Here is a 25,587-nt window from a genome sequence, read left to right on the forward strand (position 1 = left end):
CACGTGGAATATGATTTGATCGTGGTGGGCAGCGGTTCAGTCGGCGCGGCGGCAGGGTATTACGCTACCCGGGCCGGCTTGAAAGCGCTGATGATCGACAGCGCCATTCCTCCACATCGCAACGGCAGCCATCACGGCGATACCCGCATCATTCGTCACGCTTACGGCGAAGGTGAAAAGTACGTGCCGCTGGTGCTGCGCGCACAGGCGCTGTGGAATGCGCTGATTCAACAATCCGGTGAAGAACTGTTCCAGTCGTGCGGCGTGCTCAACCTGGGGCCGCAGCACTCCGAATTCATTCGCAATGCTCAGCAGAGCGCGCAAAAGTTTCGCCTGAATGCGCAAACCCTCAGCGCCGAACAGATCGCTCAACGCTGGCCGGAATTCCGCGCGCCGGAAGGTTATGTCGGCGTCTTCGAGCCGGACGCCGGCTTTCTGCGCTCCGAACTGGCGGTTGCCAGCCTGATCAAACTGGCGAAAGAGGCCGGCTGCAGCCAGCTGTTCAACTGCCCGGTCAGCGCGGTGAACCCCATTGATGGCGGTGTTGAGATCGTCACCGGCGAAGGGCGTTTCACGGCGCGAAAAGCGGTGGTCACCGCAGGCACCTGGGTGAAAGCGCTGTTGCCGCAGCTGCCTATCGCGCCATTGCGCAAGGTATTCTCCTGGCATCAGGCGGACGGCCGCTACAGCGTGAACAATCGCTTCCCGGCCTTCACCGTCGAAGCGCAGGACGGCACGCACTATTACGGCTTCCCGGCGGATAACGATGGCCTGAAAGTGGGCAAACACGACGGCGGCCAGCCGATGGATGCCCCCGAACAGCGCAAACCCTTCGGCAGCTACGCCAGCGACGGCACGGAAGTTTTCTCCTTCCTGCGGCAATTTTTGCCGGGTGTAGGCGTATGTTTACACGGCGAAGCCTGCAGTTATGATATGAGCCCCGACGAAGATTTTATTATCGATACCCTGCCGAATTGCGATCGCCTGATGGTCATCAGCGGCTTGAGCGGCCACGGCTTCAAGTTCGCCAGCGCACTGGGCGAGATCGCCGCGCTGTTCGCGCAGGACAAAGCGCCGCCGGTTGACCTCTCCAGCTTTGGTCTGAAGCGATTCAGCTAAGCGAAGGATTTCGCTGTCCACGTTCCCGTCGCGCCCTGGACAGCGAAATCTGCCGGTTACAATTTATTAACCTGCTAACTCTTTTAAATACCAAGTAAAAATTCTGATAACGGAAATTTCTTGCATTCAGCATTTGAATTTCCGAATTGAACACTTGCAGTGTAAGTCCTATTTTACAGAAGATATGCTCCATCGGCTTTCAACAAGGACGTCACCATGAAACTACTTGTCGTGGACGAATGCTGCTTCACCCGGGTCGGTATAGCCAGCTACTTTGCTGATAGTGGGATTACGACGATCAAGTGCTGCCACAGCATTGAATACGCTACGCCGCTGTTGGCCAGCTTTCAGCCGAGCCACATTCTGGTGAACCTCAGCAACCAATGCCGCTATAACGAAGCGGACGCACAGCTGCAGGCATTTATGGAAGCCAGCCAGTCCGCCTTGCTGTTTATCTATCTCGATACACCTTACCCTTACAGCGAAGCGCCAATGCGCATTGCCGATAATGCCTTTCTGTTCAATAAAAGTATTCTGCCGCTCACCTTACGCACGCTGCGCGAAAATCCGCTGGCGCTGGCCGATGACGGCGAAGAGCGTTCCCTGTTCAGCCCACAGGAACTGACGGTAATGAAATATTGGATGGCGGAGATGCCGAACTACCGCATCGCGAAAAAGCTGCAGATCAGCTCGCATACGGTGTACGTGCACAAGCGTCACATCACGGAGAAGATCAACGCGCGCAACCGGCTGGAGTTCTACTCGCTGTATAACGTGCTGCGCTATTTCTACCCGCCGAGCGCGCCAACCAATTCGACGCCGCTGGCGCTGCTGGCGGTATAACATCAAGCCTGCGATAACGCAGGCTTTTTTATCGCCGCTCCTCCAGCACTCACGCGCGGCGCGCTGTAAAAGACGCCGAGAAAAGGACTATAATCAAGGGTCCTTCTCTTCAGGCGGCTGAAATGTTAAACCGAATACTGGCGGCTATCGTCAACAACGTGCGTGAGCACCTGGTGCTTTACCTTTGTCTGTGGCTGGTGCTGCTGGCGTTGGATGTCTATTTCTTCTTCGTCATGTAAGCCATGCCGCCGTTATTTCCCCGATTGAGCTTCAGCCGCTTCGGCGATCCCACCCAGGTGCTGGAATTGCAGCAGATGAGCAGACCGCTGCTGCGCCCCGGGCAGCGGTTATTGCAGATGCGCTATGCCCCGATCAATCCTTCCGATCTGATCCCGATCCACGGCCAATACGCGCACCGCATCGCCCTGCCGCAGGTGCCGGGATATGAAGGCGTAGGCATCATCCTCAATCCGCAGAATGGACATTCAACGGGCCGACGCGCACTGGCGGTAGCGGGTAACGGCAGTTGGCAAACCTTCGTCACGCTGCCTGAGGATCGGGTGGTCTGGGTGCCGGACGACATCGACGACGCTGGCGCAGCGCAAATCTATATCAACCCGCTCACCTGCTGGGTGCTGTTGACGCAATGGCTGCCGCTCAACGCCGGCGACGTACTGCTGCTCAACGGCGGCGGCTCCGCTGTCAGCCTGCTGCTGGCGCAGCTGACGGCGCTGCGCGGCATTCGTCTGGCGGTCGTGGCGCGCAACGTCGCTCATCGCCAGGCTTTACTGGCCGCCGGCGCCTGGCGCGTTATCGAAGCGCCGCAGCTGGTGGAAATGACGAATTTTGGCGCCCGTGCGGCCATCGACTGCATCGGTGGAGAAGACGGATTGCAATTGGCGCGGGCGGTGCGCTACGGCGGCGATTTTGTAGCGCTGGGCCTGCTGAGCGGCCGCCAGGTAGACTGGCGGCGCGTGGCGGAAGAGTTAAAGCTGCGCGCTTCGCTGTTCCACCTGCGCAAATGGAACGCACAGGCGGCGCCGGCGCAATGGCAGATGGCGTTTTATCAGTTGTTCCAGCTGCTGCGGCGCGGCCAGCTGGCGCTGCGCCCACCCGCCGCGATTTATCCTTTGCATCAGTACGCAGCGGCGCTGCAGCATGCCGCACAACCCGGCGTGAGCGGCAAGATTTTTCTCACTGCGGCGGCATCGGAGACGATTGCGATGGATGAACCATTATTCAATGGGGCTTCCAATAAATAAAATCTAATGGAGGAAAAGACGACTTTTCCGGTAATACTAACTTATTAGTGGTAAAATGCCCTTTTATTAGCGCACCGGATATTATTATGCTATCAATCTCTAAATTTTGAGATAAGACGCATTGTTATCCAGGAAATAACGATCGATAGTAAAATGAGCATGACAATTAGAGAGTCAAATGATGAACTCATTAAACCTAATGGGTTTGAGATCTTCGCCACCTTTAAGTATGTATCCTCTGATAGACCTCTGAAAACGACTTCAGCCAGTACGACAAAGTAGATCAGAGTCAATACGATATATGCAATTGCTCTCTTCATTGGTCATCCTTGCATTATTTACTGTTCAATATACAATCGCCTAATGGATTCTACATCAAAGGAAATGATAACGCATGTCCTATCTCAAGTTAAAGATGCAAGCAGACCGAGCCATTGCCCTAAGTATTGAGAGGTCCCTTGTACAACTCAAGAAAGACACTACCAGTACTGTACAGAGTGTTAGGTCTGGTGCCGAGCGAGCAAGTTGGTATGGTTCCTGTCTGTTTGATGACTACAAAGACGTATGTAAGCAGTTGAGACAAGAAGATACCCGCATGTTGTTATCGATCCGCCAGGTATACCAGCGAAAAGATGTAGTACTTGATATGGTGGAAATCTATTTTAAGATCAAGCTCAGTAGGATCAGTGTTCCAGGTCAGCATAATATTATACGAACCATTTCTGAAAAGCTCGCTAGCCACGCGTCAGATAAGTTTTCTAAATTGTCAATTGCTTATACAATCGCAAAACTGATTACCGAATCCCACGATTTCAAAGCATCACATATTAACATCATCAATAAAAGTAGTTTAGTTGCCGTAAGCGTTTTAAGTTTCTATGGAAAAATGCAAACAGCCGCCCTTTCTGCAAGAAAACTTCAATTTTCAGATCCTAACTATTACTCTGCTCTCTACAAAGAAAACCTAGAATTGCTGTACTTTATGATCGAACCAGAAATGAACAAAATCATCTACCTGACTAATTCAGGTGCTAGTGACGAAGAGGAAATCATTTTTCTAATGAATAAGATTCTCACAAAATGAAGTGGTTGATTGAATGGCTGGGTAACTCATTCGCTTACCTAATCCCTATCGTACTCATTATAGTCGGCGGGGTCATTTTTGTTTCAGTGTTCCCAAACTTTGGTTTTTATCTCACCCTCATCTGGGGCATTGTCGTTTGTGTCGCCTATGTAAAGTGGTCTAAGTGGTTGTAGTTTTTTTGCTGAATAGCCAATGTTCCCAGTATGCACTAACAGTAGAAGCGTCAAGCCACCATTGGGTGGCCTATTCAAAACGCCTTAACAACACGCGCCCCAACGTGGCAATAAAACTCGCCTCACTCCGGCGCCGCCGGAGGCTGGCGCGGCGGGCGGCCGTCCCCCAGGATAACCGCCAGCCAATAGCCGCCCTCGGTGGTCTCCAGCGCGATGCGCGCCACGATCGTCAGTGGCACCGACAGCAACATGCCCACCGGGCCGAGCAGCCAGCCCCAGAAGATCAGCGACAGGAACACCACCAGCGTCGACAGTCCCAGCCCGCGCCCCATCACCCGCGGTTCGAGGATATTACCGATCACCATGTTGACAGCGATAAAGCCGCCCGCCACCACCAGCGCATCCCCCAATCCGTTGAACAACAGCGCCTGAATCAGCGGCGGAATGGCGGCCAACACCGAGCCGATATTGGGAATATAGTTGAGCAGAAACGCCAGCAGCCCCCAGATAAAGGCGAAGCGCACGCCGACCGCCGCCAGGAAGATCCAGACGATCACCCCGGTGGCCAGGCTGATGATGGTTTTAATCACCAGATAGCGCGTCACGCCGTCCAGCGCCCGCCGCATCGCGGCGAGCCCCTCGTTCGGCTTATCCAGCGCCTGCTGCAGCTTGTAAGGCAGCAGCTGCACTTCGAACAGCATAAACACCACGGTCATCAGCAGCAGGAAGACGTTGGTCATGGCGCCAGACAGGTGCCCCAGCATGCGAGTGACCAGATTCATCGCCGCGCTGGGATCGACATACTGCAGCATCGCTTCGCTGGAGAGGCTGATATTGAAGCGATCGGCGTAATGCTGCAGCTCGCGCAGCTTCTCGATCATCATGCCGCGATACTGCGGCAGCGAGCGGGCGAACTCATTGAGCGAAGCGCCCAACATGCCGATAAACAGCATCACGACCACGATCACCGCCGTCAGCAGCAGCGTCACCCCGACGATACGCGGCACCCGCTTGCGTTCCAGCATCGCCACCAGCGGGTTCAGCACCATGGCGAGAAACACCGCCAGTAAAAACGGCACCACGATGTCGGCGGCGGCTTTCACCCCGGCCAGAATGATCACCAACATCGCCAGCAGGACGGCCAGACGCAGGCTGCTGTCGGTCACGTGGGTTCGGCCCATGACGTTTCCTTGTTATTTCACTGGGTTAACCGGCCTCATGGGGCCGTCTCTTGGCGCTAATGGTAGCAAAATCCGCCGCTGCACCGCAGGGATTTAGCGAAACCGTTCGACAACGTTAATCTTTCCGCCCTGCTCTGCGCCGCCAAAAATAGGCATAACCTTTGCCAACAAATAATCTCACCGGGCAACTCACGCGAGGTTTACGTAAAATGACAAAAGCTGACATTAATAGATAATAAGCCTAATTTTCAACAACTAGCACAATCGCCGGGCGAGAGAAACAATATCATCTTCAACGATTTATCTGAAGGTTCCCGAACATCTCAAACAAATTCACTGACTAATATTTCTAAGAAGTAACATAGTTAAATTTATTATTGATTTTATGTTTCCTAAAGTTTAATTATTGCAGCCAGCCAATCGGTAATCGAAGGAAACAGGATGCTCTGGAAAAATACCGCCGATCGTTTCGGCCATGTGTCAGTGTTGATCCACTGGCTGGTGGCGTTGACGGTGTACGGCATGTTCGCGCTCGGCCTGTGGATGGTCACGCTGGGCTATTACGACGTCTGGTATCACCAGGCGCCGGAGATCCACAAAAGCATCGGCACGCTGCTGTTCATCGTGATGGTGATCCGCGTGATCTGGCGCTTTGTCTCACCGCCGCCCAAACCTCTGGCCAGCTATGGCCGCCTCACTCGCGTCAGCGCCATCCTCGCGCATCTGGCGCTGTACGCCGTGCTGTTCGGCATTCTGATCAGCGGCTATCTGATCTCCACCGCCGACGGTCAACCGATCAGCGTCTTCGGCTGGTTCGACGTGCCCGCCATCGTGACCGGCATGGCGGAACAAGCCGACACCGCCGGTGCCATACACCTTTACCTGGCCTGGGCCGTGGTAGTGCTCTCGGTACTGCACGGGCTGGCCGCGCTTAAACATCACTTTATCGATCGTGATGTCACTTTGAAACGGATGCTGGGTAGCAGCGCCGATTAACCTTTGGATTTATGGAGATTGCTATGTTGAAAAAGACCGTATTGGGCCTGACCGCAGGCGCCCTGCTGCTGAGCGCCGGTTCCGCACTGGCGGCGGACTACAAGATCGACAAACAGGGCCAGCACGCCTTTATCGAGTTCCGCATCCAGCATCTGGGCTACAGCTGGCTGTACGGCAGCTTTAAAGACTTCGACGGCGGCTTCACCTTCGACGAAAAAGATCCTTCGAAGGACAAGGTCAACGTGACCATCAATACCGCCAGCGTCGACACCAACCATGCCGAGCGCGACAAGCACCTGCGCAGCGCCGAATTCCTCAACGTGGAGAAGAACAAGCAGGCCAAGTTTGAATCCACCGAAGTGAAGAAAAACGGCGACGGTTATGCGGTGGTCGGCAACCTGACGCTGAACGGCGTCACCAAACCGGTTACGCTGGACGCCAAACTGATTGGCCAGGGCAACGATCCGTGGGGCGGCTACCGCGCCGGCTTTGAAGCCAACGGCAAGATCAAGCTGAAAGATTTCGGCATCACCACCGATCTGGGCCCGGCGTCGCAAGACGTTGAGCTGATCATCTCCGTAGAAGGCGTGCGCGAGAAATAAAAAAAAGCCCGGCTTGGCGGCCGGGCTTCTCATTTCCTCAGGCTCAGCGGGCTGGGCCTTCTTCTTCCGGTGCCGGAATGTGCATCGTGGTCTGCAGCAAGCCTTTCGACTTATTGAAGATCTTGACGCCATTTTCACGGCCGGCACGGCGCGCGCGCTGTTCTTCGCGCGGCAGCTTCAGCTCTTCGCGGCAAATCTCGCTGCAGCATCCTTCAAACTTGGCGGCGCAGCTCGGGCACTGAATGAACAGCAGATGGCAGCCGTCGTTCTTGCAGTTGGTATGGGTATCGCACGGCGCGCCGCACTGGTGGCAGTTGGCGATCACATCGTCGGAGATGCGCTCGCCCATGCGCTCATCGAACACGAAGTTTTTGCCGATAAACTTCAGCGGCAACCCCTGTTCTTTCGCTTTGCGGGTGTATTCGATGATCCCGCCTTCCACGTGGTAGATGTTTTTAAAACCGTTGTGCAGCATATAGGCGCTGGCTTTTTCACAGCGAATGCCGCCGGTACAGTACATGACGATATTCTTGTCTTTGCTGTCCTGCAGCATCTCCACCGCCATCGGCAACTGATCGCGGAAGGTATCCGACGGCACCTCGATGGCGTTTTCGAAGTGGCCGACTTCGTACTCATAGTGGTTGCGCATATCGACAAATACCGTATTCGGATCGTCGATCATCTGATTGACGCGCTCGGCCTGCAGATACTCGCCGACGTTGCTCGGATCGAAACTTTCGTCATCGATGCCGTCGGCCACGATACGCTCACGCACCTTGAGGCGCAGCACCCAGAAGGATTTGCCGTCGTCTTCGAGCGCGATATTCAGGCGTACCTGATCCAGCGCCGGGTGCGAGGCGAACAGCGCGGCTTTGAACGCGTCGAAGTTATGCTGCGGCACGCTGATCTGCGCGTTGATGCCCTCTTTCGCCACGTAGATGCGGCCAAACACCTTCAGTTTTTCAAACTGAACGTACAGGCTGTCGCGAAACGCCTTGGGATCGTCGATGGAGAAGTATTTGTAAAAAGAAACTGTGGTGCGCGGCTCGGTTTCCGCCAGCATGCGCGCCTTCAGTTCCTCATTAGAAATTCGGTTATGTAACACTGGCATGGTGTACTTTCCTGTCTTTCGGGAGGTGACTGATTACCGCGCGCAGCCAGCAGGCCCACGCGCGGCGCACATCATACCCGAAAAACCGCCGCCGCGCAGCCCTGGCGCAAGCGCCCCGTTCAGCGTCCGCCGCCTTCGGTAAACGCGGAAGCCACCATACCGAGCGCCATCATCACGCCGGCAAGCGCCAATATCGCGTTCATCTGCAGATGTGCGCCGACGCTGCCGACCGCCGCCCCCAACACCAGCAGCCCCGCACTGATCCATGATGCCAACATATTTACCCTCTAAATAATTACCGACAATAATATCGCCATTATCTTTGGCAGGAAAGATTGTGGAAAAATTCGGCATTCAATGCATATTTAACGCCCCAAAAAGGATTTTAATGCGTTGTGTTTTCCCGGATCGCCAGAAAAATGCCACAATAGTCGCAAACAAACGGCAGAAACGAACCTTGCCGCCGAGTTCACCCGGCTGCCAGACCGTGCGATGACGCTGTCATTACACTTAAACAACCGTATTCAAACAGAGAACCCATGACTCAAGTTCCTACTTTCAATCGCTCCTTATTGCACCCGCGCTACTGGCTGACCTGGGTCGGCATCGGCTTGCTGTATCTGCTGGTGTTGCTGCCTTACCCCGTCATCTACTGGCTCGGCACCTCGATTGGGCGAGTTTCCATGCGCTTTCTCAAGCGGCGCGTCGCTATCGCCCAACGCAACCTCGAGCTCTGTTTTCCCGACATGCCGCAGGCCGAACGCGATGCGCTGGTGGTAAAGAATTTCGAATCGGTCGGCATGGGGCTGTTTGAAACCGGCATGGCGTGGTTCTGGCCCAACTGGCGCATCGAGCGCTGGTTCAAGGTCAGCGGCCTGGAGCATATCCAAAAAGCGCGCGACAACCAGCAGGGCGTGCTGCTGATTGGCCTGCACTTTTTGACGCTGGAGCTGGGCGCGCGCATCTTCGGCATTCACAACCCGGGCATCGGCGTTTACCGCCCGCACGACAACAAGCTGATGGACTGGCTGCAAACCTGGGGGCGCATGCGTTCCAACAAGTCGATGCTGGATCGCAAGGACGTCAAAGGCATGATCCGTGCCCTGAAACAGGGCGATATCATCTGGTATGCGCCGGATCACGACTACGGCCCGCGCAGCAGCGTTTTCGTGCCGCTGTTCGCCGTGGATAAAGCCGCCACCACCACCGGCAGCTATGTGCTGGTGCGAATGGGTAAACCGGCGATCATTCCGTTCACCCCGCGTCGCCTGCCGGACGGCAAAGGGTATGAGCTGATCATGCAGCCGGCGGTGGAAAACTTCCCGCTGGATAATGAACTCGACGCCGCCGCCTTCATGAATAAAGTGGTGGAAAAAGAGATCCTGATGGCGCCGGACCAATACATGTGGCTGCATCGCCGCTTCAAGACCCGCCCGGAAGGCGAGCCTTCGCTTTACTGATAAAACCAACCCGCCGCCGGCGGGTTTTTTATTGCGTGCCTCTTGAGAATCGCCGGCGAGGGTGGGATGGTAATGCCTTTGCCGACACCCCAGGAGCCGCTATGTACATTGTCAGCCTGACCTACCATCGCCCGATCGCCGACGTCGACAGCCACCTTGACGGGCACATCGCCTGGCTTAAGAAATATTTTCAGGACGGCACCTTCGTCGCTTCCGGCCGCAAGAATCCCCGCACCGGCGGCGTGATCCTGGCCAAGGGCATTGAGCGTGCGCAGCTGGACGCCATCCTGGCCGAAGATCCGTTCAACGCCGTGGCCCACTACGAGGTCATCGACTTTAGCGCTACCACCACCGCCGCCGGTTTCGAGACGCTGGCCGGCTTATAAAACGCTGTAAATTCCGCGCGCTAAGCGCGGAATAAGGTTTAAACACCATTTTTAAAACTTTATTTCATTTTTCACCCTATTTCCGTCCTCTGGTTTGCCGTTGCCACGCAGGCGGCGCATACTTATCAGGCTAACTTTCACGTTTTGCCCCTTCATCATGCCGCCGGCAAAGCGCGTCACCTTTCGGCAGTGGACATTTATGGCTTCGGCAGCAGAACCCGTTAACTGGAAACGCAACCTTTTCGTCGCCTGGGTCGGGTGTTTTCTCACCGGCGCCGCCTTCAGCCTGGTGATGCCGTTTCTTCCGCTGTACGTAGAGACGCTGGGCGTAACCGGCCATCAGGCGCTCAACATGTGGTCCGGTCTGCTGTTCAGCATCACCTTCCTGTTTTCCGCTATCGCCGCGCCGTTTTGGGGCGCCCTGGCCGACCGACGCGGCCGTAAACTGATGCTGCTGCGCTCCGCCCTGGGCATGGCGATCGTCATGGTGCTGATGGGCATGGCGCAAACGGTCTGGCAATTTCTCGCGCTGCGCGCGGTGCTGGGGCTGCTCGGCGGGTTCATCCCCAACGCCAACGCGCTGATCGCCACCCAGGTGCCGCGCAACCGCAGCGGCTGGGCGCTCGGCACCCTGTCTACCGGCGGCGTCGGCGGTGCGCTGATCGGCCCGCTGATCGGTGGCCTGTTGGCCGATCTGTACGGGCTGCGCCCGGTGTTTTATATCACCGCCGCGGTGCTGTTCGTCTGCTTTGTGCTGACGCTGCTGTATGTCAAAGAGCAATTCACCCCGGTGCAAAAGCGCGACATGTTGCACGCAAAACAGGTGTTCGCCTCGCTGAAGAACCCGAAGCTGGTGCTCAGCCTGTTCGTGACCACCATGATCATTCAGATCGCCACCGGCTCGATTGCGCCGATCCTGACGCTGTATGTGCGCGATCTGGCCGGCGCCACCCATAACCTGGCGTTTATCAGCGGGCTGATTGCCTCGGTGCCCGGCGTCGCGGCCTTGATGAGCGCCCCACGGTTGGGCAAGCTGGGCGATCGCATCGGCCCGGAGCGCATTCTGGTGTTTATGCTGATCGTCTCGGTGCTGCTGCTGATCCCGATGGCGTTCGTGCAAACGCCGTGGCAGCTTGGGGTACTGCGTTTTCTGCTGGGAGCGGCCGACGGCGCGCTGCTGCCGGCGGTACAGACGCTGTTGATTTATAACTGCACCAATCAGGTAGCCGGCCGAATCTTCAGCTATAACCAATCGTTCCGCGACGTCGGCAACGTCAGCGGTCCGCTGCTCGGCGCTGCGGTCTCCGCCGGCTACGGTTTTCGCGCGGTCTTCGCCGTCACCGCTTTAGTGGTGCTGTTCAACGCCGGTTATTCCTGGTGGTGTCTGCGGCAGCGGCCGGGCTATTTGCGGAAAGACACGCTGCAGGAAGAACAATAGCTGCATTTATCGCCAGCTTCCTCCGTTGGCCGGATCAACGGCGCATTTCCCCCACTTTTAATAATGCCTCCTTCGGGCTGGCGAATTTTCGTCCCACCCAGAATTTTCTTATCTCAACACTTTGTTTATCAACAATTAATTAACTTTCAGCGCATAAAACCCGCTGTCAATCATATTCCTGTCACAACCAACAGAAAAACCAGAAAAGGAGATGCTTGTCGACTTTTCGTCTAAAAAATGGGATACAGGTACTAGACAAAACCAACGACCAGTTATCAAATGGTTAAATAATATCACGCCAGATGTGAAACATCGGCCAAGTGAAGAAAAGGTCAGCACGCTTTCCACGGTTTATCAGCGTTGCAGCCACGGTGTTTGTCGGGTAATCCGCATTGGGCGGATCGCCTTTATTAAATACACATACATACCACAGTACGGGCTGCAGCCTTGCAGCGCCTTTTATTGGGAAATCGTTATGCAATCCTCTGTCAATAAGTCAGAAAGCCGGACCTTCTTCGGCCATCCCTATCCGCTGGGTTCTCTGTTCTTCACCGAAATGTGGGAGCGTTTCTCGTTCTACGGCATCCGTCCGCTGCTGATCCTGTTTATGGCCGCCACCGTGTACGACGGCGGCCTGGGTCTCGCGCGCGAGAACGCGTCGGCGATCGTCGGCATCTTCGCCGGCAGCATGTACCTGGCGGCACTGCCGGGCGGCTGGCTGGCGGACAACTGGCTCGGCCAACGCAAGGCCGTCTGGTACGGTTCGATCCTGATCGCGCTCGGCCACCTGTCGATCGCCCTGTCCGCGGTGATGGGCACCAACCTGTTCTTCATCGGCCTGATGTTCATCGTGCTCGGTTCCGGCCTGTTCAAGACCTGTATCTCGGTGATGGTCGGCACGCTTTACAAGAAAGGCGATGCGCGCCGCGATGGCGGTTTCTCGCTGTTCTACATGGGCATCAACATCGGCTCGTTCATCGCTCCGCTGATCTCCGGTTGGCTGATCAAGTCACACGGCTGGCACTGGGGCTTCGGCATCGGCGGTATCGGAATGCTGGTGGCGCTGGTGATCTTCCGGGTGTTCGCCGTCCCGGCGATGAAACGCTATGACCGCGAAGTGGGCCTGGACTCCACCTGGAACAGCCCGGTAGCGAAGAAAAAAGGCGTCGGCGCCTGGTTGCTGGCGCTGGCGGTCATCCTGGTGGCCGTCATCGTGCTGATCGCTCAGGGCACCATCGTCATCAATCCGGTCGAAGTGGCCAGCGTGCTGGTGTACGTGATCGCTGCGTCGGTCACCCTGTACTTCATCTATCTGTTCGCCTTTGCCGGCCTGAGCCGCAAAGAGCGCGCACGCCTGCTGGTGTGCTTCATCCTGCTGATCTCCGCTGCGTTCTTCTGGTCGGCGTTTGAGCAAAAACCGACCTCGTTCAATCTGTTCGCCAACGATTACACCAATCGCATGATTGGCGGCTTCGAGATCCCGGCGGTGTGGTTCCAGTCGATCAACGCCCTGTTCATCATCCTGCTGGCGCCGGTGTTCAGCTGGGCCTGGCCTGCGCTGGCACGCAATAACGTGCGTCCGAGCAGCATCACCAAGTTCGTGATCGGTATCCTGTGCGCCGCCGGCGGTTTCGGCCTGATGATGTTGGCCGCGCAGAATGTGCTGAGCAACGGCGGCGCCGGCGTATCGCCGATGTGGCTGGTAGGCAGTATCCTGATGCTGACGCTGGGTGAGCTGTGCCTGAGCCCGATCGGGCTGGCCACCATGACGCTGCTGGCGCCGGAGAGAATGCGCGGTCAGATGATGGGGCTGTGGTTCTGCGCCAGCGCGTTGGGCAACCTGGCGGCCGGTCTGATCGGCGGTCACGTCAAGGCCGACCAACTGGATATGCTGCCGGATCTGTTCGCCCGCTGCTCAGTCGCGTTGCTGATCTGCGCCGCCGTGCTTATCGTGCTGATCGTGCCGATTCGCCGCATGCTGGAAAATACCCAGTCCAAGAGCGCACAAAAGCCGGCGACCAGCGCCTGACGGATAGCCCGTTTTATCTCGCAAACCGGCGCTCGATGCGCCGGTTTTTTTATGCCTGCCAGGCCTGGTGTTGCAATACCACCCGGTAGCCATCAGGATCTTCAAAGGTTTGCCCCGCCCGATCCCAATAGGGGTTATAGGCGGCGACCGCTAAGAACCCCGCCGCCCGCATCCGCTCACACGCGGCTCGCCATTCGTTCTCATCCGGCAGATAAAACACCAGCAGGTGATCCTGCGTCGGCGCTTGTCCAACCTGCACCCCACGATGCTGCGTGAACTCCAGATGGTAAGCATGCTGCGGATGCCCGATCATCATGCCGTCAAAGCCCAGATGATCGACAAACTCGCCCAGCCTTTCGAACCCCAGCCCACGGCAATACAGCGCGGCAATCTCTTGCAACCGATCTGTCGGGCGCGCGATGCGCAACACCGCTTTGGCTATCGACATGTACGCCTCCGCCTCATGATAATTTCATACAGCGCCATACCCGCCAGCATCGCCAACAGGAACGGCCACACCCGCTGCATCTCCGCCCCCGCCAACACCCAGGCCGGGCCGGGGCAAATCCCCGCGATGCCCCAGCCGATGCCAAACAGCGCGCTGCCCGCCAGCAAACGGCGATCCACACGCCCGGTGGCCGGGATCTGCAGCGGCTCGCCCAACAGGCTCCGCTCGCGTCGCCGCGCCCACAGGAAGGCCGGCGCCGCCACCGCGATCGCCCCAGCCATCACCAGCGCCAACGAGGGATCCCACGTGCCGGTAACGTCGAGAAACGCCAATACCTTGGCCGGATTGGCCATGCCGGCAATAATTAACCCCAGACCGAAAATCACGCCGCTCAGCAGCGCCAACAGCGTTTTAAGCATTTTCACCCCCCCAACGTGTGGCGCATCAGCCACACGGTCATAAAGCCCAGCAGCATAAACAACGCCGTGGCGGCCAGTGAACGCGGCGCCAACCGCGCGACGCCGCACACGCCGTGCCCGCTGGTGCAACCGCTGCCCAATCGAGTGCCCAAGCCCACCAACAGCCCTGCGGCCGCCAGCCAGCCGTTGCCAACCGAGATCTCACCGGATGGCAACGCCGCAGCGGCAGCATATAGCCAGGGGGAGAGCAGCAACCCGCCAATAAATGCGGCGCGCCAGCCCCGCTCCCGGCCGCCCGCGCTCAATAAACCGCCGGTAATGCCACTGATACCGGCGATCCGGCCGTTGAACAACAGCAGCAGCGCTACCGCGCCGCCGATAATGGCCCCGCCCGCCAACGCGGAATACGGCGTGAAGTGCTGCCAGTCAATGGTCATCGCGGTTCTCCGGCTGTGGGCAATACAGTTGATACAGGGTCGCGAGCAGCGCCAGCGCTTTGGCATCGGCCACCGCATAGTAAATCTGCTTGCCGGCTCGCCGGGTGGAGACCAACCCCTCCTCGCGCAGCACGCCAAGCTGTTGGGACAGCGTCGGCTGGCGGATATCCAGCGCCTGCGCCAGTTCGCTCACCGCCATCTCGCCCTGACTGAGCCGGCACAGCAGCAGCAGCCGATCTTCGTTGCCCAGGGTACGCAGCATCGCACCGGCCTGCGCCGCCGCCTTGCGCATCGCATCAATATCCATTGCCTCTCCATCAGTTTATAAAATTATATAATATAATTTTATAAACCATTTTACCGTGCCGCGCCACAGACTGGTGTGAAACAGCGACGCATGGCATGCTGTTTGATCTTATCCTTTTGCCGCGCGGAGCCTGCTTACGATGCTGTTTTTTCACGACGTTCTGCCGCCCGATCGGCCTGTCCGGCCGTTAGCCAGGGATTATCATCATGGCGACAGCGAGCCGGACCACTACCATAACTGCGCGCAGCTGATCCACAGCCTGAGCGGCGTGGTGCAGGTCACGACCCGGCTCGGCAGCTGGGTGGTGCCGCCCGGCCGCGGCGTCTGGGTGCCGGCGAAAGTGGTGCACAGCCTGCGTATCACCGGCCAGGTGGCGGCCAGGACGTTGTTCGTCGATCCGTTGGCGCGCGCCGATCTGCCGGCCCAATGCCAGGTAGTGCAGGTTTCCCCGCTGCTGCGCGAGTTGATTATCTGTGCGATGGAGATTGCGCCCGGCTACCCCAGCGGCGGGCGCGATGAGCGCGTGATGGAACTGATTCTGGATGAGTTGCGAATGCTGCCGATCCTGCCGCTGCACCTGCCGGAACCTCGCGAAGCCTCGCTGCTCGCCCTGTGCCGCCATATCCAGGCCACGCTGGCGCAGCCCTGGACGCTGGAACAGGCTGCCGCTCATCTCAGCGTCAGCGGACGCACCCTGTCGCGGCGCTTCCTGCGAGAAACCGGGCTACATTTTAGCGACTGGGTGCGACGCGCCCGTTTGCTGGCGGCATTAAACGCGCTGGCGACCGGCCGCTCGGTGTTGGAAGTGGCGCTGGATCTCGGCTATGACAGCCCCAGCGCGTTCAGCGCCATGTTCCGCCGGCTGCTGGGAGTAGCACCCAGCGACTATTTCAGCCGGACTGCGCCGACGTTGGCGCCAGATAGCGCCCGGCGACGTTGAACAGCGCCTGCAGCGAGGCGCTGGCGGAGTCGACGTCGATGCCAACGCCATAAGTCGCCTCACCTTGCGGCAGCGTACAGCGAATATAAGCCACCGCTCGGCTATCGCTCTGATGCCCCAAGGTATGCTCGTGGTAATCCTCGATCGCCAGCGGCAAGCCGAAGCGCTGACGCAGCGCATCCACCGCGCTGGACAGCAGACCGTTGCCGGCCCCCTGCAGGCGCAGCGGCTCTCCCTCGCAGGCAACTCGCGCGTTGAAGCTGTATGCCTCTGCGCCATGGCTTTCCGTCTGGTAGCTTAACAGCTGCAAACGCGGCTGCTCCACCAGCCCGTAAGTATCGCGGAATAAGCGCCACAGCTGCGCGCCGCTCATTTCTTTGCCGCTGCCGTCGGTCGCGCGCTGCACCACCTGGCTGAAATCAATCTGCAAACCGCGCGGCAACGCCAGCCCATGATTCTGCTCCAACAGCCAGGCGGCGCCGCTTTTGCCGGACTGGCTGTTGACCCGGATCACCGCCTCATAGCTGCAACCGACATCGGCGGGATCGAGCGGCAGGTATGGCACCTGCCAGCGGCCATCTTGCCGCTGCCGCTGTGCGGCGAAACCTTTCTTGATCGCATCCTGATGCGAACCGGAGAAGGCGGTAAACACCAACTCGCCGGCATAAGGATGGCGAGGATGCACCGGCAGCTGATTGCACTGTTCCACCACCTCCACCACCTGCTTCAGGCGGCTGAAGTCGAGACCCGGCGCCACGCCCTGGGTATAGAGATTCAACGCCAGCGTGACCAGATCGACGTTGCCGGTGCGCTCTCCGTTGCCGAACAGGCAGCCTTCGACCCGATCGGCGCCGGCCAGCAAGGCCAGCTCCGCGCAGGCCACGCCGGTGCCGCGATCGTTATGCGGATGCACGCTGATCGCCACATCGGCGCGACGGCTGAAGTGACGGCAGAACCATTCGATCTGATCGGCATACACGTTGGGCGTGCTCACTTCCACCGTCGCCGGCAGGTTGATGATCATCGGCCGCTGCGGCCCCGGCTGCCAAACCTCCGCCACCGCTTCGCAGATCTCCAGCGCAAACTCTAACTCAGTAAAACAGAAGGTTTCCGGCGAATATTCGAAGCACCAGGCGGTATCGGGCTGCGCCTCGCACTGCCGGCGAATGCGCCGCGCGCCGTTCACCGCCAGCGCCACGGTCGCCGCCTTATCCTGGCGGAACACGATGTCGCGAAACATCGGCGCCGTGGCGTTATACAGATGCACGATAGCCCGCGGCGCCCCCTGCAGCGCCTCGAAGGTGCGATCGATCAGATCGTCGCGCGACTGCGTCAGCACCTGGATCGTGACGTCGTCCGGGATCAGCCGCTCGTCGATCAGCGTGCGTACAAAGTCGAAATCCGTTTGCGACGCCGAAGGGAACGCCACCTCGATCTCTTTGAAACCACACTGCAACAACAATTGATAGAATTCGCGCTTGCGCGCGTTATCCATCGGCTCCGCCAGCGCCTGGTTGCCGTCGCGCAGATCGCTGGAGCACCAGCGCGGCGCCTGCCGCAGCGTACGCGCAGGCCATTGGCGGTCCGGCAACGCCACCGGCGGGAACGGTCGGTATTTGCTTGAAGGGTCGATTAACATGGGCTTCTCCTGACGCCAGAGTGAACGATAGCGTCATTATTTCCCGCCATCGCCTCCTCTTCTCCCGCTTTGCGGACAACCATCGTCGCAAAGCGGACAACAAAAAAATTTGCATCCTGCGCCAGTGAGACAACAATTAGTTTTGACGTTTTCCCCCACCGCGCCGGCAATGCGCCGGACGCTTTACTCTCATTGTCAACGGAGGCGAACATGAGCCTGTATGCAACCCTGGAAGAAGCCATCGAGGCCGCACGCGAAGAGTTTATCGACACCGCCGAAGGCGGCAGCGGTGACGAACCGCCGGTGCCCCAGCAGTTCAATCTGCAAAAGTACGTGATGCAGGATGGCGACACGATGTGGCAGGCGGAGTTCTTCGAAGAAGAAGGAGAGGCGGTAGAATGTCTGACGCTGCGCAGCGGTGCGGCGGCGCAGGCGATCTTCGACGGTGACTACGACGAGGTGGAAATTACCGCCGAATGGATAGATGAAAACACCCTGTACGAATGGGAGGAAGGCGACTTTCAGCTCGAACCGCCGCTGGATACCGAAGAAGGCCAGGCCGCAGCCGATGAGTGGGATGAACGTTAACCCGCACCACGCTTTCATCGCCAAGGAGGCCGCATGATTATTCGCCGGGCACGCCCTACCGACTACCCCGCCATTTTGCAGCTACAGGGGGAAAACGTGCCGGAAGCGCTCGACGAGCGCCAAAAACGGCAGGGATTTATCGTATCGCGCATGAATGAGGCGCAGCTGGCGGCGATCAACCGCGGCATCGGCATATGGGTGGCCGAACAGGAGAACCAACTGGCGGGGTTCGTTTGCCTGATGCCCGCCGACGTGCAACCGCGCCCGCCGGTGGTGGAGGCGATGCTGGTGACGCTCGCCACGCAATCCTTCGCCGGACGGCCGCTGAGTGAGCAGCGGGTGTTTCTCTACGGCCCCGTCTGCCTCGCCGCCGCCTGGCGCGGCAAAGGCGTGCTGAAGCGCATCTACGCCGCGGTCAAAGCGCATACCTGCCATGACTATGACGTGGGCGCGTTGTTTATCGACGACGACAATCCGCATTCGTTGGCCGCTCACGTGCAAGGGTTGGGGATGACGGCGCTGGCGCCTTTCCATTGCGGGCAGCAAGGCTATCAGCTGGTGGTGTTCGCCACCCGCTAAACGAAATTACTCGTAGGGGCCATGCTGCGCATCAAACGGCAGCATAAAGGTGTCCACCACCATCGACAGCGGGACGTCTATCACCGTGACGTAGCGCCAGGGCGTGTCACGCAGATCCCACTGCACGCCGGGATAGTACTGGTGGCCATGCCCCGCACCGGGCACGGTGCGGCTGATAATGCTGCCGCAGCCGGTGAGTGCCATCACACCGGCCGCCACGCAGGCCAGCCGAAGATAGGAAGAGAGCTTCACGACATTGACTCTGAGCAAGGGGTTGTTTCGCGAGTGAACAACGCATCGGCCGCAGTCTATCACAGTTCCCTTTCTCCACCGGCACCGGCGCACGTAAGCGAAAGGTAAAAAAAACGGGGAATGCGCCATGCGCATTCCCCGTCTGAGCGTTGCCGATTAGCAATTAACGCCGGCCCGTAGGGTGCGCCAGCGGGTTGTGCGGCAACTGCTGATAATGCTCACGCCAGGCGGCGCCTTCCGGCAACAGCCAGACGCGCTGATGCAAACGAGCCAGCGTGACCGGATCGCTCAGCAGCTCCAGGCGTTTGCCCTTCACCAGCTTCTCAGGCCCCAACTGCAGCGCTTCGTTCACCCGCTCCTCACGATTGCGATCGAGCGTCGCGCGCAGATGGTGACGCGCCGTCGCCAACGCCGTCGCCAGCGCATTGAAGGATGGATTGACCACCGCATGCATAAAGCCGTTGGTCAGCGCGCGGTTGCGGTTGAGATGCAGATATTCTTCCGTCGCCAACAGCTCACGCGGCGGATTGTACTCTTCCGGGATCAGGAACAGCTTGGCGCGTTTGCTTTTCATGCCCAGCGTTGCGCGGCTCGACAACACCGACACAAACGGCGACAGGATCAGCGAGAACACGATCGGCGCCAACCACCACAGGAAGCGCAGATCCAGCCACGCCATGCCACCGGCCCACACCAGGCCCAGCAACATCTGCGAGCCATGGCGGCGGAACGCTTCGCCCCACGGCGTATCATCATCGTCACGCTGCGGCGAATTCCACACCACTTCCCAACCGAGGAAGGCGCTCACCACGAACACGGTATGGAACAGCATGCGCACCGGTGCCAGCAGCACCGAGAACAGCATTTCCATCAGCATCGAAATGAACAGACGGAACGCCCCGCCGTATTCTTTCGCGCCCTTGGCCCAGATCAGCACAATACTGAGCAACTTCGGCAGGAACAGCAGCACCAGCGTGGTGGAGAACAGCGCTATCGCCAGCTCGGGCCGCCACTGCGGCCAGACCGGGAACAGCTGCCGTGGCTGCAGGAAGTATTGCGGCTCCATCAGCGTATGCACCACCTGCAATGCGGTGGAGAGCGCCAGGAACATAAACCACAGCGGCGCCGACAGGTAGGACATGACACCGGTAAGGAACACCGCGCGGTGCACCGGGTGCATGCCTTTCACCAGGAACAGGCGGAAGTTCATCAGGTTGCCGTGACACCAGCGACGGTCGCGCTTCAGCTCGTCCAGCAGGTTTGGCGGCAGCTCTTCATAACTGCCCGGCAGATCGTAAGCGATCCACACGCCCCAGCCGGCGCGGCGCATCAGCGCCGCTTCAACGAAGTCGTGCGACAGGATAGACCCGGCGAAAGAGCCCTCGCCCGGCAGCGGCGCCAGCGCACAGTGCTCGATAAACGGCTTCACGCGGATGATGGCGTTGTGCCCCCAGTAGTGCGACTCGCCCAGCTGCCAGAAATGCAGGCCGGCGGTGAACAACGGCCCGTAAACGCGGGTGGCGAACTGCTGCACGCGCGCATACAGGGTATCCATACCGGACGCCTTCGGCGCCGACTGGATGATGCCGGCGTTCGGGTTGGCTTCCATCAGGCGCACCAGCCCGGTGAGGCATTCGCCGCTCATCACGCTGTCGGCATCCAGGATCACCATGTAGCTGTACTCACCGCCCCAGCGACGGCAGAAGTCGTCGATGTTGCCACTCTTGCGTTTGACGCGGCGGCGGCGGCGGCGATAGAAGATGCGGCCGTGGCCATCGACATCGCGGCACAGCTCCATCCACGCCTTTTGCTCGGCCACGCAGATGTCCGGATCGTAGCTGTCGCTCAGCACGTAGATATCGAAGTGTTCCAGCTGACCGGTCGCGGCGACGGACTCATAGGTCGCACGCAGGCCGGCGAACACGCGTTCGACGTCTTCGTTGCAGATCGGCATGATCAGCGCAGTGCGGTGCGCCGGGTTGATCGGCTCATCGCCCTTGATGGTGGAGGAAATGCTGTATTTGTCCTTGCCGATCAGCAGCTGCAGGAAGCCCATCAGCGCGGTCCAGAAACCGGCCGAGACCCAGCAGAACAGTACGGCGAACAGGATCAGAATGCCGGTTTGCAGCACATACGGCAGCAGCTGCAACACCGACTGCATCAGATCCTGATCCAGCATGGCGATAGGATCGATCAGCGCCCAGCCCTGGTAAGGCAAGATGGTTTTCATGTACCAGGTGGCGATGCCGGTTTGCACCAGCATCAGCACCAGCAGCACATAGCGGCGCATGGAGCCGACGGTACGCCAGCGGTTCTCGGCCTCGGCCTCCTCTTTGGTGGCGTGCCGATTGTGCGGCGACCGCCCCAGCAGAGAATCCCAGAAGCGCGCCACCGGGTTGGTGCGCCAGGCTTCCGGGAACATGGTGGTGCGTTTGATCGGCGGCGTCGCCTTCAGAATGGCGCGCCCTTCGGCGTCGGTATCGAAGTCGTCATCGCTGACCGCATCCGGCCAGGCGTTTTCGATACGCGGTTTGACCGAGGCCAGCGCCACGTCATCCGCCGACAGGCTATTGACGTTAGCGTCGGCGGCGCCCATCTGCCGATGGAGCGCCTCCAGTGCCTGAGCGTCATCCGCCGTTTGAGGGTTGAGCGCCTCCGACCGCTCGGCGGTCAGAGGCAGCGCCGCAAGATAATCCTGGGCGGGTTGAGTAGGCTTATTCATTGGCAGGTAGCTGATAGCTCCAGGTTTCCGACAGTGTCTTATCGCCATTGACCAGCGCCGCACGCATTTCTACCGGCTTCTTGTCGTCTTTCACTTTCAGACGCACCGTCAGGCGCCAGCCTTTGGTCACTGGGTTATAGCGGACGTTGTTTTCTACCATCTCACCGTTGTCGCCGATGCTGATCTGAGAGGCGACCGGGGTATTGGCGTCCAGCCCTTTCAGCACCGGGCCAACGAAGTCGACCAGGAAGGCCACGCTGCCGTCTGGCTCGCGGATCAGGTTGGACTGCTTCACGTCGCCGGTCGAACGCATGGTACGGGCCACATAGGCGATATCTTGCGAATGCAGTTTGTCTTCATCGCGGGTGAAGTTCAAACGGTAGCTCAGCGTCAGCGGCTTTTTGGCTTCCGGCAAGGTATCCGGCGTCCAGAACGCGACGATGTTGTCGTTGGTTTCATCCGCCGTCGGGATCTCCACCAGTTCGACCTTGCCTTTGCCCCAGTCGCCCTTCGGTTCGATCCAGGCGCTCGGACGCAGATCGTAGCGATCGTCCAGATCTTCGTAATCCTTGAAGTTGCGGCCGCGCTGCAGCAGACCGAAGCCTTTCGGATTCTCGACGGTATAGGTGCTGACGGACAGGTGTTTAGGATTGTTCAGCGGACGCCAGATCCACTCGCCGTTGCCGGCGTGGATAGACAGACCGTTGGAATCGTGCAACGCCGGGCGGTAGTTCAGCGTCGGCGACGGCTGGTTCGGCCCGAACAGGTACATGCTGGTCAGCGGCGCCAGGCCCAGTTTACCCACCTTGTCGCGCAGGAACACTTTAGACTCGACGTCCACGGTGGTGTCGCGGCCCGGGATCACCGTGAAACGGTAAGCGCCGGTGGCGCGCGGGGAATCCAGCAGCGCATAGATCACCAGGTGCTTGTCGCCCTGCTTCGGACGCTCAACCCAGAATTCGCGGAAACGCGGGAACTCTTCGCCGGACGGCAAAGCGGTGTCGATAGCCAGGCCGCGAGCGGAAAGCCCGTAAACCTGTCCTTTACCCACCACGCGGAAATAGCTCGCGCCCAGCAGGCTCATGATCTCATCGTTTTTGTCGGCGCTGTTGATCGGATAAAGCACCTTAAAACCGGCAAAGCCGAGGTTTTTCACCGATTCAGGGTCGTGTTTGACCGAACCGAAGTTGAAGTAATCCGGGCTGTACTTGATCTGTTTTACGCTGGTGGAGGTGACTTCGTTGATTTTCACCGGCGTATCGAAGTACATCCCCTGATGATAAAACTCAAGCTTGAAAGGGGTTTTCAGCTTGCTCCAATAGGCTTTATCGTGATTGAACTGAATCTGCTGATAGTCTGCGAACTTCATCTCGCGGAACTGAGAAGGAAGGTTGCTCTTCGGGGCTTCGAAACCTTTCGCCGCCAGATCCTGCGCCTGCTTGGCGACATCATCAATAGAAAAGGCCCAAGCCGGCGAACTGAACAGCGTGAACAATACGGTCGCACCTAACCAACGAACGCTCGCGGCGCGTGGTTGTCCGGATAATATATTAACTAGCACATCCCCCCCTATTCGTGTGCTCAAAGCATTTAAATCCATATTAATGGATTACTCAGCTTTCCGACAACATGATAAATGGATGGTTCATGTTTACGGCTCATTGTTTAAGCAGCTGATGGAACACCAGCGTAGCAAGCCGCGCAACAAGACGCTATGGAAAAATGCGGGGGGCTATAGTAGGGTTCCGGATAACAATTTAACGTTTGACGACTTATTAAGCGTGTTAATGAGCACCCGATTAAATCACCAGCGGTAATCTATGACTAAAGGCAGCAAACAGCGCGAGTTTTTCCTCGACTCCATCAGAGCCTATTTGATGTTGCTCGGCATTCCGTTTCACCTCTCCCTCATTTATTCCAGCCACGCCTGGGCGGTGAACAGCGCGTCGCCCTCCTTTTCGCTCACGGTGCTGAACGACTTCATCCACGCCTTCCGCATGCAGGTGTTCTTCGTGATATCCGGCTACTTCTCCTACATGCTTTACGAGCGCTACGAGCGCCACCAGTGGCTGAAGGTCAGGCTGGAGCGGGTGGCGATCCCGCTGTTGAGCTCCATCCCGCTGATCACGGTGCCGCAGTTTTTCATGCTGAAATATTTCACCGACAAATTAAACGGCTGGGATGAATTTTCTCTCTATCAGAAAATAAATGTAACAGTTTGGGAATTGGTTTCTCATCTGTGGTTCTTATTGACGCTGTCATTGTTAACCTGCGCCTGTTTTTATCTGTTCCGTAAAATCAAGCGGCAAACCCGTGAACATATTCCAACGCTAATAAACAGAATGCGTGGATTAGGAAACATCTCACTGTATTTCTTTATTTATGCGGTATGCTACTCGGCCGCGCACCGCATTATTTTAATTTTCGCCCCGCAGCTATTATCCAACGGCCTGTTCAATTTCGTGGTGATGGAGACGATGTTCTACCTGCCGTTCTTTCTCCTCGGCGCCTATGCGTTTAAGTATGTGTGGCTTAAGGAGATTTTTCTGCGCCGCTCGCCGCTGGCGCTGCTCGGTTCGCTGCTGCTGTTTATCGCATATATGCTGAACCAAAAGCTGTTGGCGCACAGCAGCTATATGTTCGAGCTGGAAGTGGTGATCAAAACCCTAATGGGGATCCTGATGACCAACGTCGTGTTCTCTTTCGGGCATAACCTGCTGAATTATCACTCTCCGCGCATCACCTATCTGGTCAACGCCTCGCTGTTTATATATCTGGTGCACCATCCGCTGACCCTGATATATGGCGCTTTCGTGACGCCGTATATCGGCAACAACCTGTTGGGATTCTTGCTGGGCCTGCTGTTTGTGTTCTCTCTGGCCTTCGCGCTATATGAACTGCACAAGCGCATTCCGGCGCTGCGCTTCCTGTTCTCCGGCAAACCGCAATAACCTTGCCCCCTGTTTGCAGGGGGGCTTCTGTCATATTGCCGCCGCGTAAAAAGCCTATACTGGTCGTTTGCATGCAGAGCACGCATTGCTCAGCCTGGCGTCGCCCGTTAGGGCAAAGTGATACGGCTGCATAGATAACCTAGCCGTTATAACTGCAATGCATAAGTAGAAATCCGGATCCCTGCCTTACGGTAGTGATTGGGCTCAACACCCCCGAAGGGCTGCGCGATCGTTTAATTTATTCGATGGCGTTAGCTGCATCTCCCTTCCGTCACGACAGAGAGGATTTTGAATGACCGATAAGAACACCCCGGCTCAAGAAGCCGTAACGGAAAACGCCACCCTGCTGAAGATCCTCGGCAGGTTGCTGTCCGCGCTGGACGCTTCGATCAGCGGCAAAGAACGCAGCGTTTTGGTCGCTGAGCTTTCCAACTTCAATCTCGACGGCATTTCTGAAGCGGAAAGCAAGCTGGCCACCGAGCTGATCAAACGGGCGCTGGAATCGCTCGATCATTAATCCTACCGCGCCTGCAAACCATTAAGCCTGCCTGCGCGGGCTTAATGGTTTTTCCCACCGTGCAAACCCGGCATTATTGCCAAAACCGAAATACAGCAGCCTGA

General features: G+C 58.1%; 27 protein-coding genes. 16 read left to right on the plus strand and 11 right to left on the minus strand.

The window, feature by feature from the left end; all coding sequences use genetic code 11:
• Positions 1-3 precede the first annotated feature (3 nt).
• The 5 genes from solA to ACJ8OK_RS12720 all read left to right on the plus strand — a co-directional run bounded on the left by solA (position 4) and on the right by ACJ8OK_RS12720 (position 4,308).
• Complete coding sequence (gene solA, locus ACJ8OK_RS12700; protein WP_033633360.1) at positions 4-1,119, plus strand: N-methyl-L-tryptophan oxidase; 1,116 nt, start codon at positions 4-6, stop codon at positions 1,117-1,119.
• Between the two features lie 216 nt (positions 1,120-1,335).
• Positions 1,336-1,962, plus strand: coding sequence for a LuxR C-terminal-related transcriptional regulator (locus ACJ8OK_RS12705; protein WP_033633361.1), 627 nt, complete (start codon positions 1,336-1,338; stop codon positions 1,960-1,962).
• 122 nt (positions 1,963-2,084) lie between these two features.
• Complete coding sequence (locus ACJ8OK_RS12710; RefSeq protein ID WP_004927822.1) at positions 2,085-2,201, plus strand: DUF2770 family protein; 117 nt, start codon at positions 2,085-2,087, stop codon at positions 2,199-2,201.
• Positions 2,202-2,204: 3 nt separating this feature from the next.
• Positions 2,205-3,224, plus strand: coding sequence for a zinc-dependent alcohol dehydrogenase family protein (locus tag ACJ8OK_RS12715; protein WP_213929141.1), 1,020 nt, complete (start codon positions 2,205-2,207; stop codon positions 3,222-3,224).
• 394 nt (positions 3,225-3,618) lie between these two features.
• The gene (locus ACJ8OK_RS12720) at positions 3,619-4,308 is read left to right on the plus strand and encodes a hypothetical protein (protein WP_156865490.1); all 690 of its coding nucleotides are present in this window, start codon (positions 3,619-3,621) and stop codon (positions 4,306-4,308) included.
• Between the two features lie 295 nt (positions 4,309-4,603).
• Here the strand turns inward: ACJ8OK_RS12720 and ACJ8OK_RS12725 are convergent, their stop codons facing one another.
• Positions 4,604-5,662 carry an AI-2E family transporter gene (locus ACJ8OK_RS12725; protein WP_442530617.1) on the minus strand — a complete coding sequence of 353 codons (1,059 nt, stop codon included), beginning with the start codon at positions 5,660-5,662 and terminating at the stop codon, positions 4,604-4,606.
• Between the two features lie 441 nt (positions 5,663-6,103).
• On the opposite strand from ACJ8OK_RS12725, the gene ACJ8OK_RS12730 reads away from it, so the two are divergent.
• Complete coding sequence (locus ACJ8OK_RS12730) at positions 6,104-6,658, plus strand: cytochrome b (protein WP_442530618.1); 555 nt, start codon at positions 6,104-6,106, stop codon at positions 6,656-6,658.
• Between the two features lie 23 nt (positions 6,659-6,681).
• Positions 6,682-7,260 carry a YceI family protein gene (locus ACJ8OK_RS12735; RefSeq protein WP_015377429.1) on the plus strand — a complete coding sequence of 193 codons (579 nt, stop codon included), beginning with the start codon at positions 6,682-6,684 and terminating at the stop codon, positions 7,258-7,260.
• Positions 7,261-7,303: 43 nt separating this feature from the next.
• On the opposite strand, the gene trhO is transcribed toward ACJ8OK_RS12735, so the two are convergent.
• Together trhO and ACJ8OK_RS12745 are read right to left on the minus strand one after the other, a co-directional pair.
• Positions 7,304-8,371 carry an oxygen-dependent tRNA uridine(34) hydroxylase TrhO gene (trhO, locus tag ACJ8OK_RS12740; protein WP_015377428.1) on the minus strand — a complete coding sequence of 356 codons (1,068 nt, stop codon included), beginning with the start codon at positions 8,369-8,371 and terminating at the stop codon, positions 7,304-7,306.
• Positions 8,372-8,490: 119 nt separating this feature from the next.
• Entirely contained in the window at positions 8,491-8,649 is a 159-nt protein-coding gene (locus ACJ8OK_RS12745; RefSeq protein ID WP_015377427.1) for a hypothetical protein, read from the minus strand.
• A gap of 261 nt (positions 8,650-8,910) precedes the next feature.
• Between ACJ8OK_RS12745 and ACJ8OK_RS12750 the strand changes: the two genes are divergently transcribed.
• The 4 genes from ACJ8OK_RS12750 (at position 8,911) to ACJ8OK_RS12765 (ending at position 13,684) form a co-directional block, all read left to right on the plus strand.
• A complete protein-coding gene (locus ACJ8OK_RS12750) occupies positions 8,911-9,831 on the plus strand; it encodes a Kdo(2)-lipid IV(A) acyltransferase (RefSeq protein WP_060559193.1) in 921 nt (306 codons plus the stop codon).
• A gap of 101 nt (positions 9,832-9,932) precedes the next feature.
• Positions 9,933-10,217 carry a YciI family protein gene (locus ACJ8OK_RS12755; RefSeq protein ID WP_048322868.1) on the plus strand — a complete coding sequence of 95 codons (285 nt, stop codon included), beginning with the start codon at positions 9,933-9,935 and terminating at the stop codon, positions 10,215-10,217.
• 199 nt (positions 10,218-10,416) lie between these two features.
• Entirely contained in the window at positions 10,417-11,655 is a 1,239-nt protein-coding gene (gene mdtG, locus ACJ8OK_RS12760) for a multidrug efflux MFS transporter MdtG (protein ID WP_213929142.1), read from the plus strand.
• Between the two features lie 475 nt (positions 11,656-12,130).
• Positions 12,131-13,684 carry a peptide MFS transporter gene (locus ACJ8OK_RS12765; RefSeq protein WP_033633366.1) on the plus strand — a complete coding sequence of 518 codons (1,554 nt, stop codon included), beginning with the start codon at positions 12,131-12,133 and terminating at the stop codon, positions 13,682-13,684.
• 49 nt (positions 13,685-13,733) lie between these two features.
• On the opposite strand, the gene ACJ8OK_RS12770 is transcribed toward ACJ8OK_RS12765, so the two are convergent.
• From ACJ8OK_RS12770 to ACJ8OK_RS12785, 4 genes are read right to left on the minus strand one after another with little or no spacing between them, the layout of a single operon-like run.
• On the minus strand, positions 13,734-14,132 hold the full coding sequence (locus ACJ8OK_RS12770; RefSeq protein WP_033633367.1) for a VOC family protein: 399 nt from the start codon (positions 14,130-14,132) through the stop codon (positions 13,734-13,736).
• Positions 14,123-14,551 (minus strand): YeeE/YedE family protein, encoded by a 429-nt coding sequence (locus ACJ8OK_RS12775; protein WP_085058614.1) that lies wholly within the window; start codon positions 14,549-14,551, stop codon positions 14,123-14,125. Before ACJ8OK_RS12775 ends, ACJ8OK_RS12770 begins: the two co-directional genes overlap by 10 nt.
• Before the next feature lie 2 nt (positions 14,552-14,553).
• A complete protein-coding gene (locus ACJ8OK_RS12780) occupies positions 14,554-14,988 on the minus strand; it encodes a YeeE/YedE family protein (protein WP_004927858.1) in 435 nt (144 codons plus the stop codon).
• Positions 14,978-15,295: an ArsR/SmtB family transcription factor gene (locus ACJ8OK_RS12785; protein WP_004927863.1), complete on the minus strand. Its 318-nt coding sequence runs from the start codon at positions 15,293-15,295 to the stop codon at positions 14,978-14,980. Before ACJ8OK_RS12785 ends, ACJ8OK_RS12780 begins: the two co-directional genes overlap by 11 nt.
• Before the next feature lie 139 nt (positions 15,296-15,434).
• Between ACJ8OK_RS12785 and ACJ8OK_RS12790 the strand changes: the two genes are divergently transcribed.
• Complete coding sequence (locus ACJ8OK_RS12790) at positions 15,435-16,235, plus strand: AraC family transcriptional regulator (protein WP_442530619.1); 801 nt, start codon at positions 15,435-15,437, stop codon at positions 16,233-16,235.
• Here the strand turns inward: ACJ8OK_RS12790 and leuA are convergent.
• The gene (gene leuA / locus ACJ8OK_RS12795) at positions 16,186-17,874 is read right to left on the minus strand and encodes a 2-isopropylmalate synthase (protein ID WP_033633371.1); all 1,689 of its coding nucleotides are present in this window, start codon (positions 17,872-17,874) and stop codon (positions 16,186-16,188) included. The genes ACJ8OK_RS12790 and leuA overlap by 50 nt on opposite strands.
• 210 nt (positions 17,875-18,084) lie before the next feature.
• On the opposite strand from leuA, the gene ACJ8OK_RS12800 reads away from it, so the two are divergent.
• Complete coding sequence (locus tag ACJ8OK_RS12800) at positions 18,085-18,462, plus strand: MysB family protein (protein ID WP_004927872.1); 378 nt, start codon at positions 18,085-18,087, stop codon at positions 18,460-18,462.
• Positions 18,463-18,495: 33 nt separating this feature from the next.
• Entirely contained in the window at positions 18,496-19,041 is a 546-nt protein-coding gene (locus tag ACJ8OK_RS12805) for a GNAT family N-acetyltransferase (protein ID WP_442530620.1), read from the plus strand.
• 6 nt (positions 19,042-19,047) lie between these two features.
• Here ACJ8OK_RS12805 and ACJ8OK_RS12810 read toward each other — a convergent pair whose 3' ends face one another.
• The 3 genes from ACJ8OK_RS12810 to mdoG all read right to left on the minus strand — a co-directional run bounded on the left by ACJ8OK_RS12810 (position 19,048) and on the right by mdoG (position 23,576).
• Entirely contained in the window at positions 19,048-19,293 is a 246-nt protein-coding gene (locus ACJ8OK_RS12810; RefSeq protein ID WP_015377417.1) for a YceK/YidQ family lipoprotein, read from the minus strand.
• Positions 19,294-19,456: 163 nt separating this feature from the next.
• Positions 19,457-22,015: a glucans biosynthesis glucosyltransferase MdoH gene (mdoH, locus tag ACJ8OK_RS12815; protein ID WP_016928223.1), complete on the minus strand. Its 2,559-nt coding sequence runs from the start codon at positions 22,013-22,015 to the stop codon at positions 19,457-19,459.
• Positions 22,008-23,576 (minus strand): glucans biosynthesis protein MdoG, encoded by a 1,569-nt coding sequence (gene mdoG / locus ACJ8OK_RS12820; protein WP_004927882.1) that lies wholly within the window; start codon positions 23,574-23,576, stop codon positions 22,008-22,010. The genes mdoH and mdoG overlap by 8 nt, the downstream gene beginning before the upstream one ends.
• Positions 23,577-23,835: 259 nt before the next feature.
• Here mdoG and mdoC point away from each other — a divergent pair, with 259 nt between their 5' ends.
• Positions 23,836-24,966 carry a glucans biosynthesis protein MdoC gene (mdoC, locus tag ACJ8OK_RS12825; protein WP_033633375.1) on the plus strand — a complete coding sequence of 377 codons (1,131 nt, stop codon included), beginning with the start codon at positions 23,836-23,838 and terminating at the stop codon, positions 24,964-24,966.
• A gap of 292 nt (positions 24,967-25,258) precedes the next feature.
• A complete protein-coding gene (locus tag ACJ8OK_RS12830; protein WP_060559189.1) occupies positions 25,259-25,483 on the plus strand; it encodes a hypothetical protein in 225 nt (74 codons plus the stop codon).
• Positions 25,484-25,587: the final 104 nt, after the last annotated feature.

The sequence above is a fragment of the Serratia sp. CY71090 genome (assembly GCF_052166845.1).
Classification (GTDB): domain Bacteria; phylum Pseudomonadota; class Gammaproteobacteria; order Enterobacterales; family Enterobacteriaceae; genus Serratia; species Serratia nematodiphila.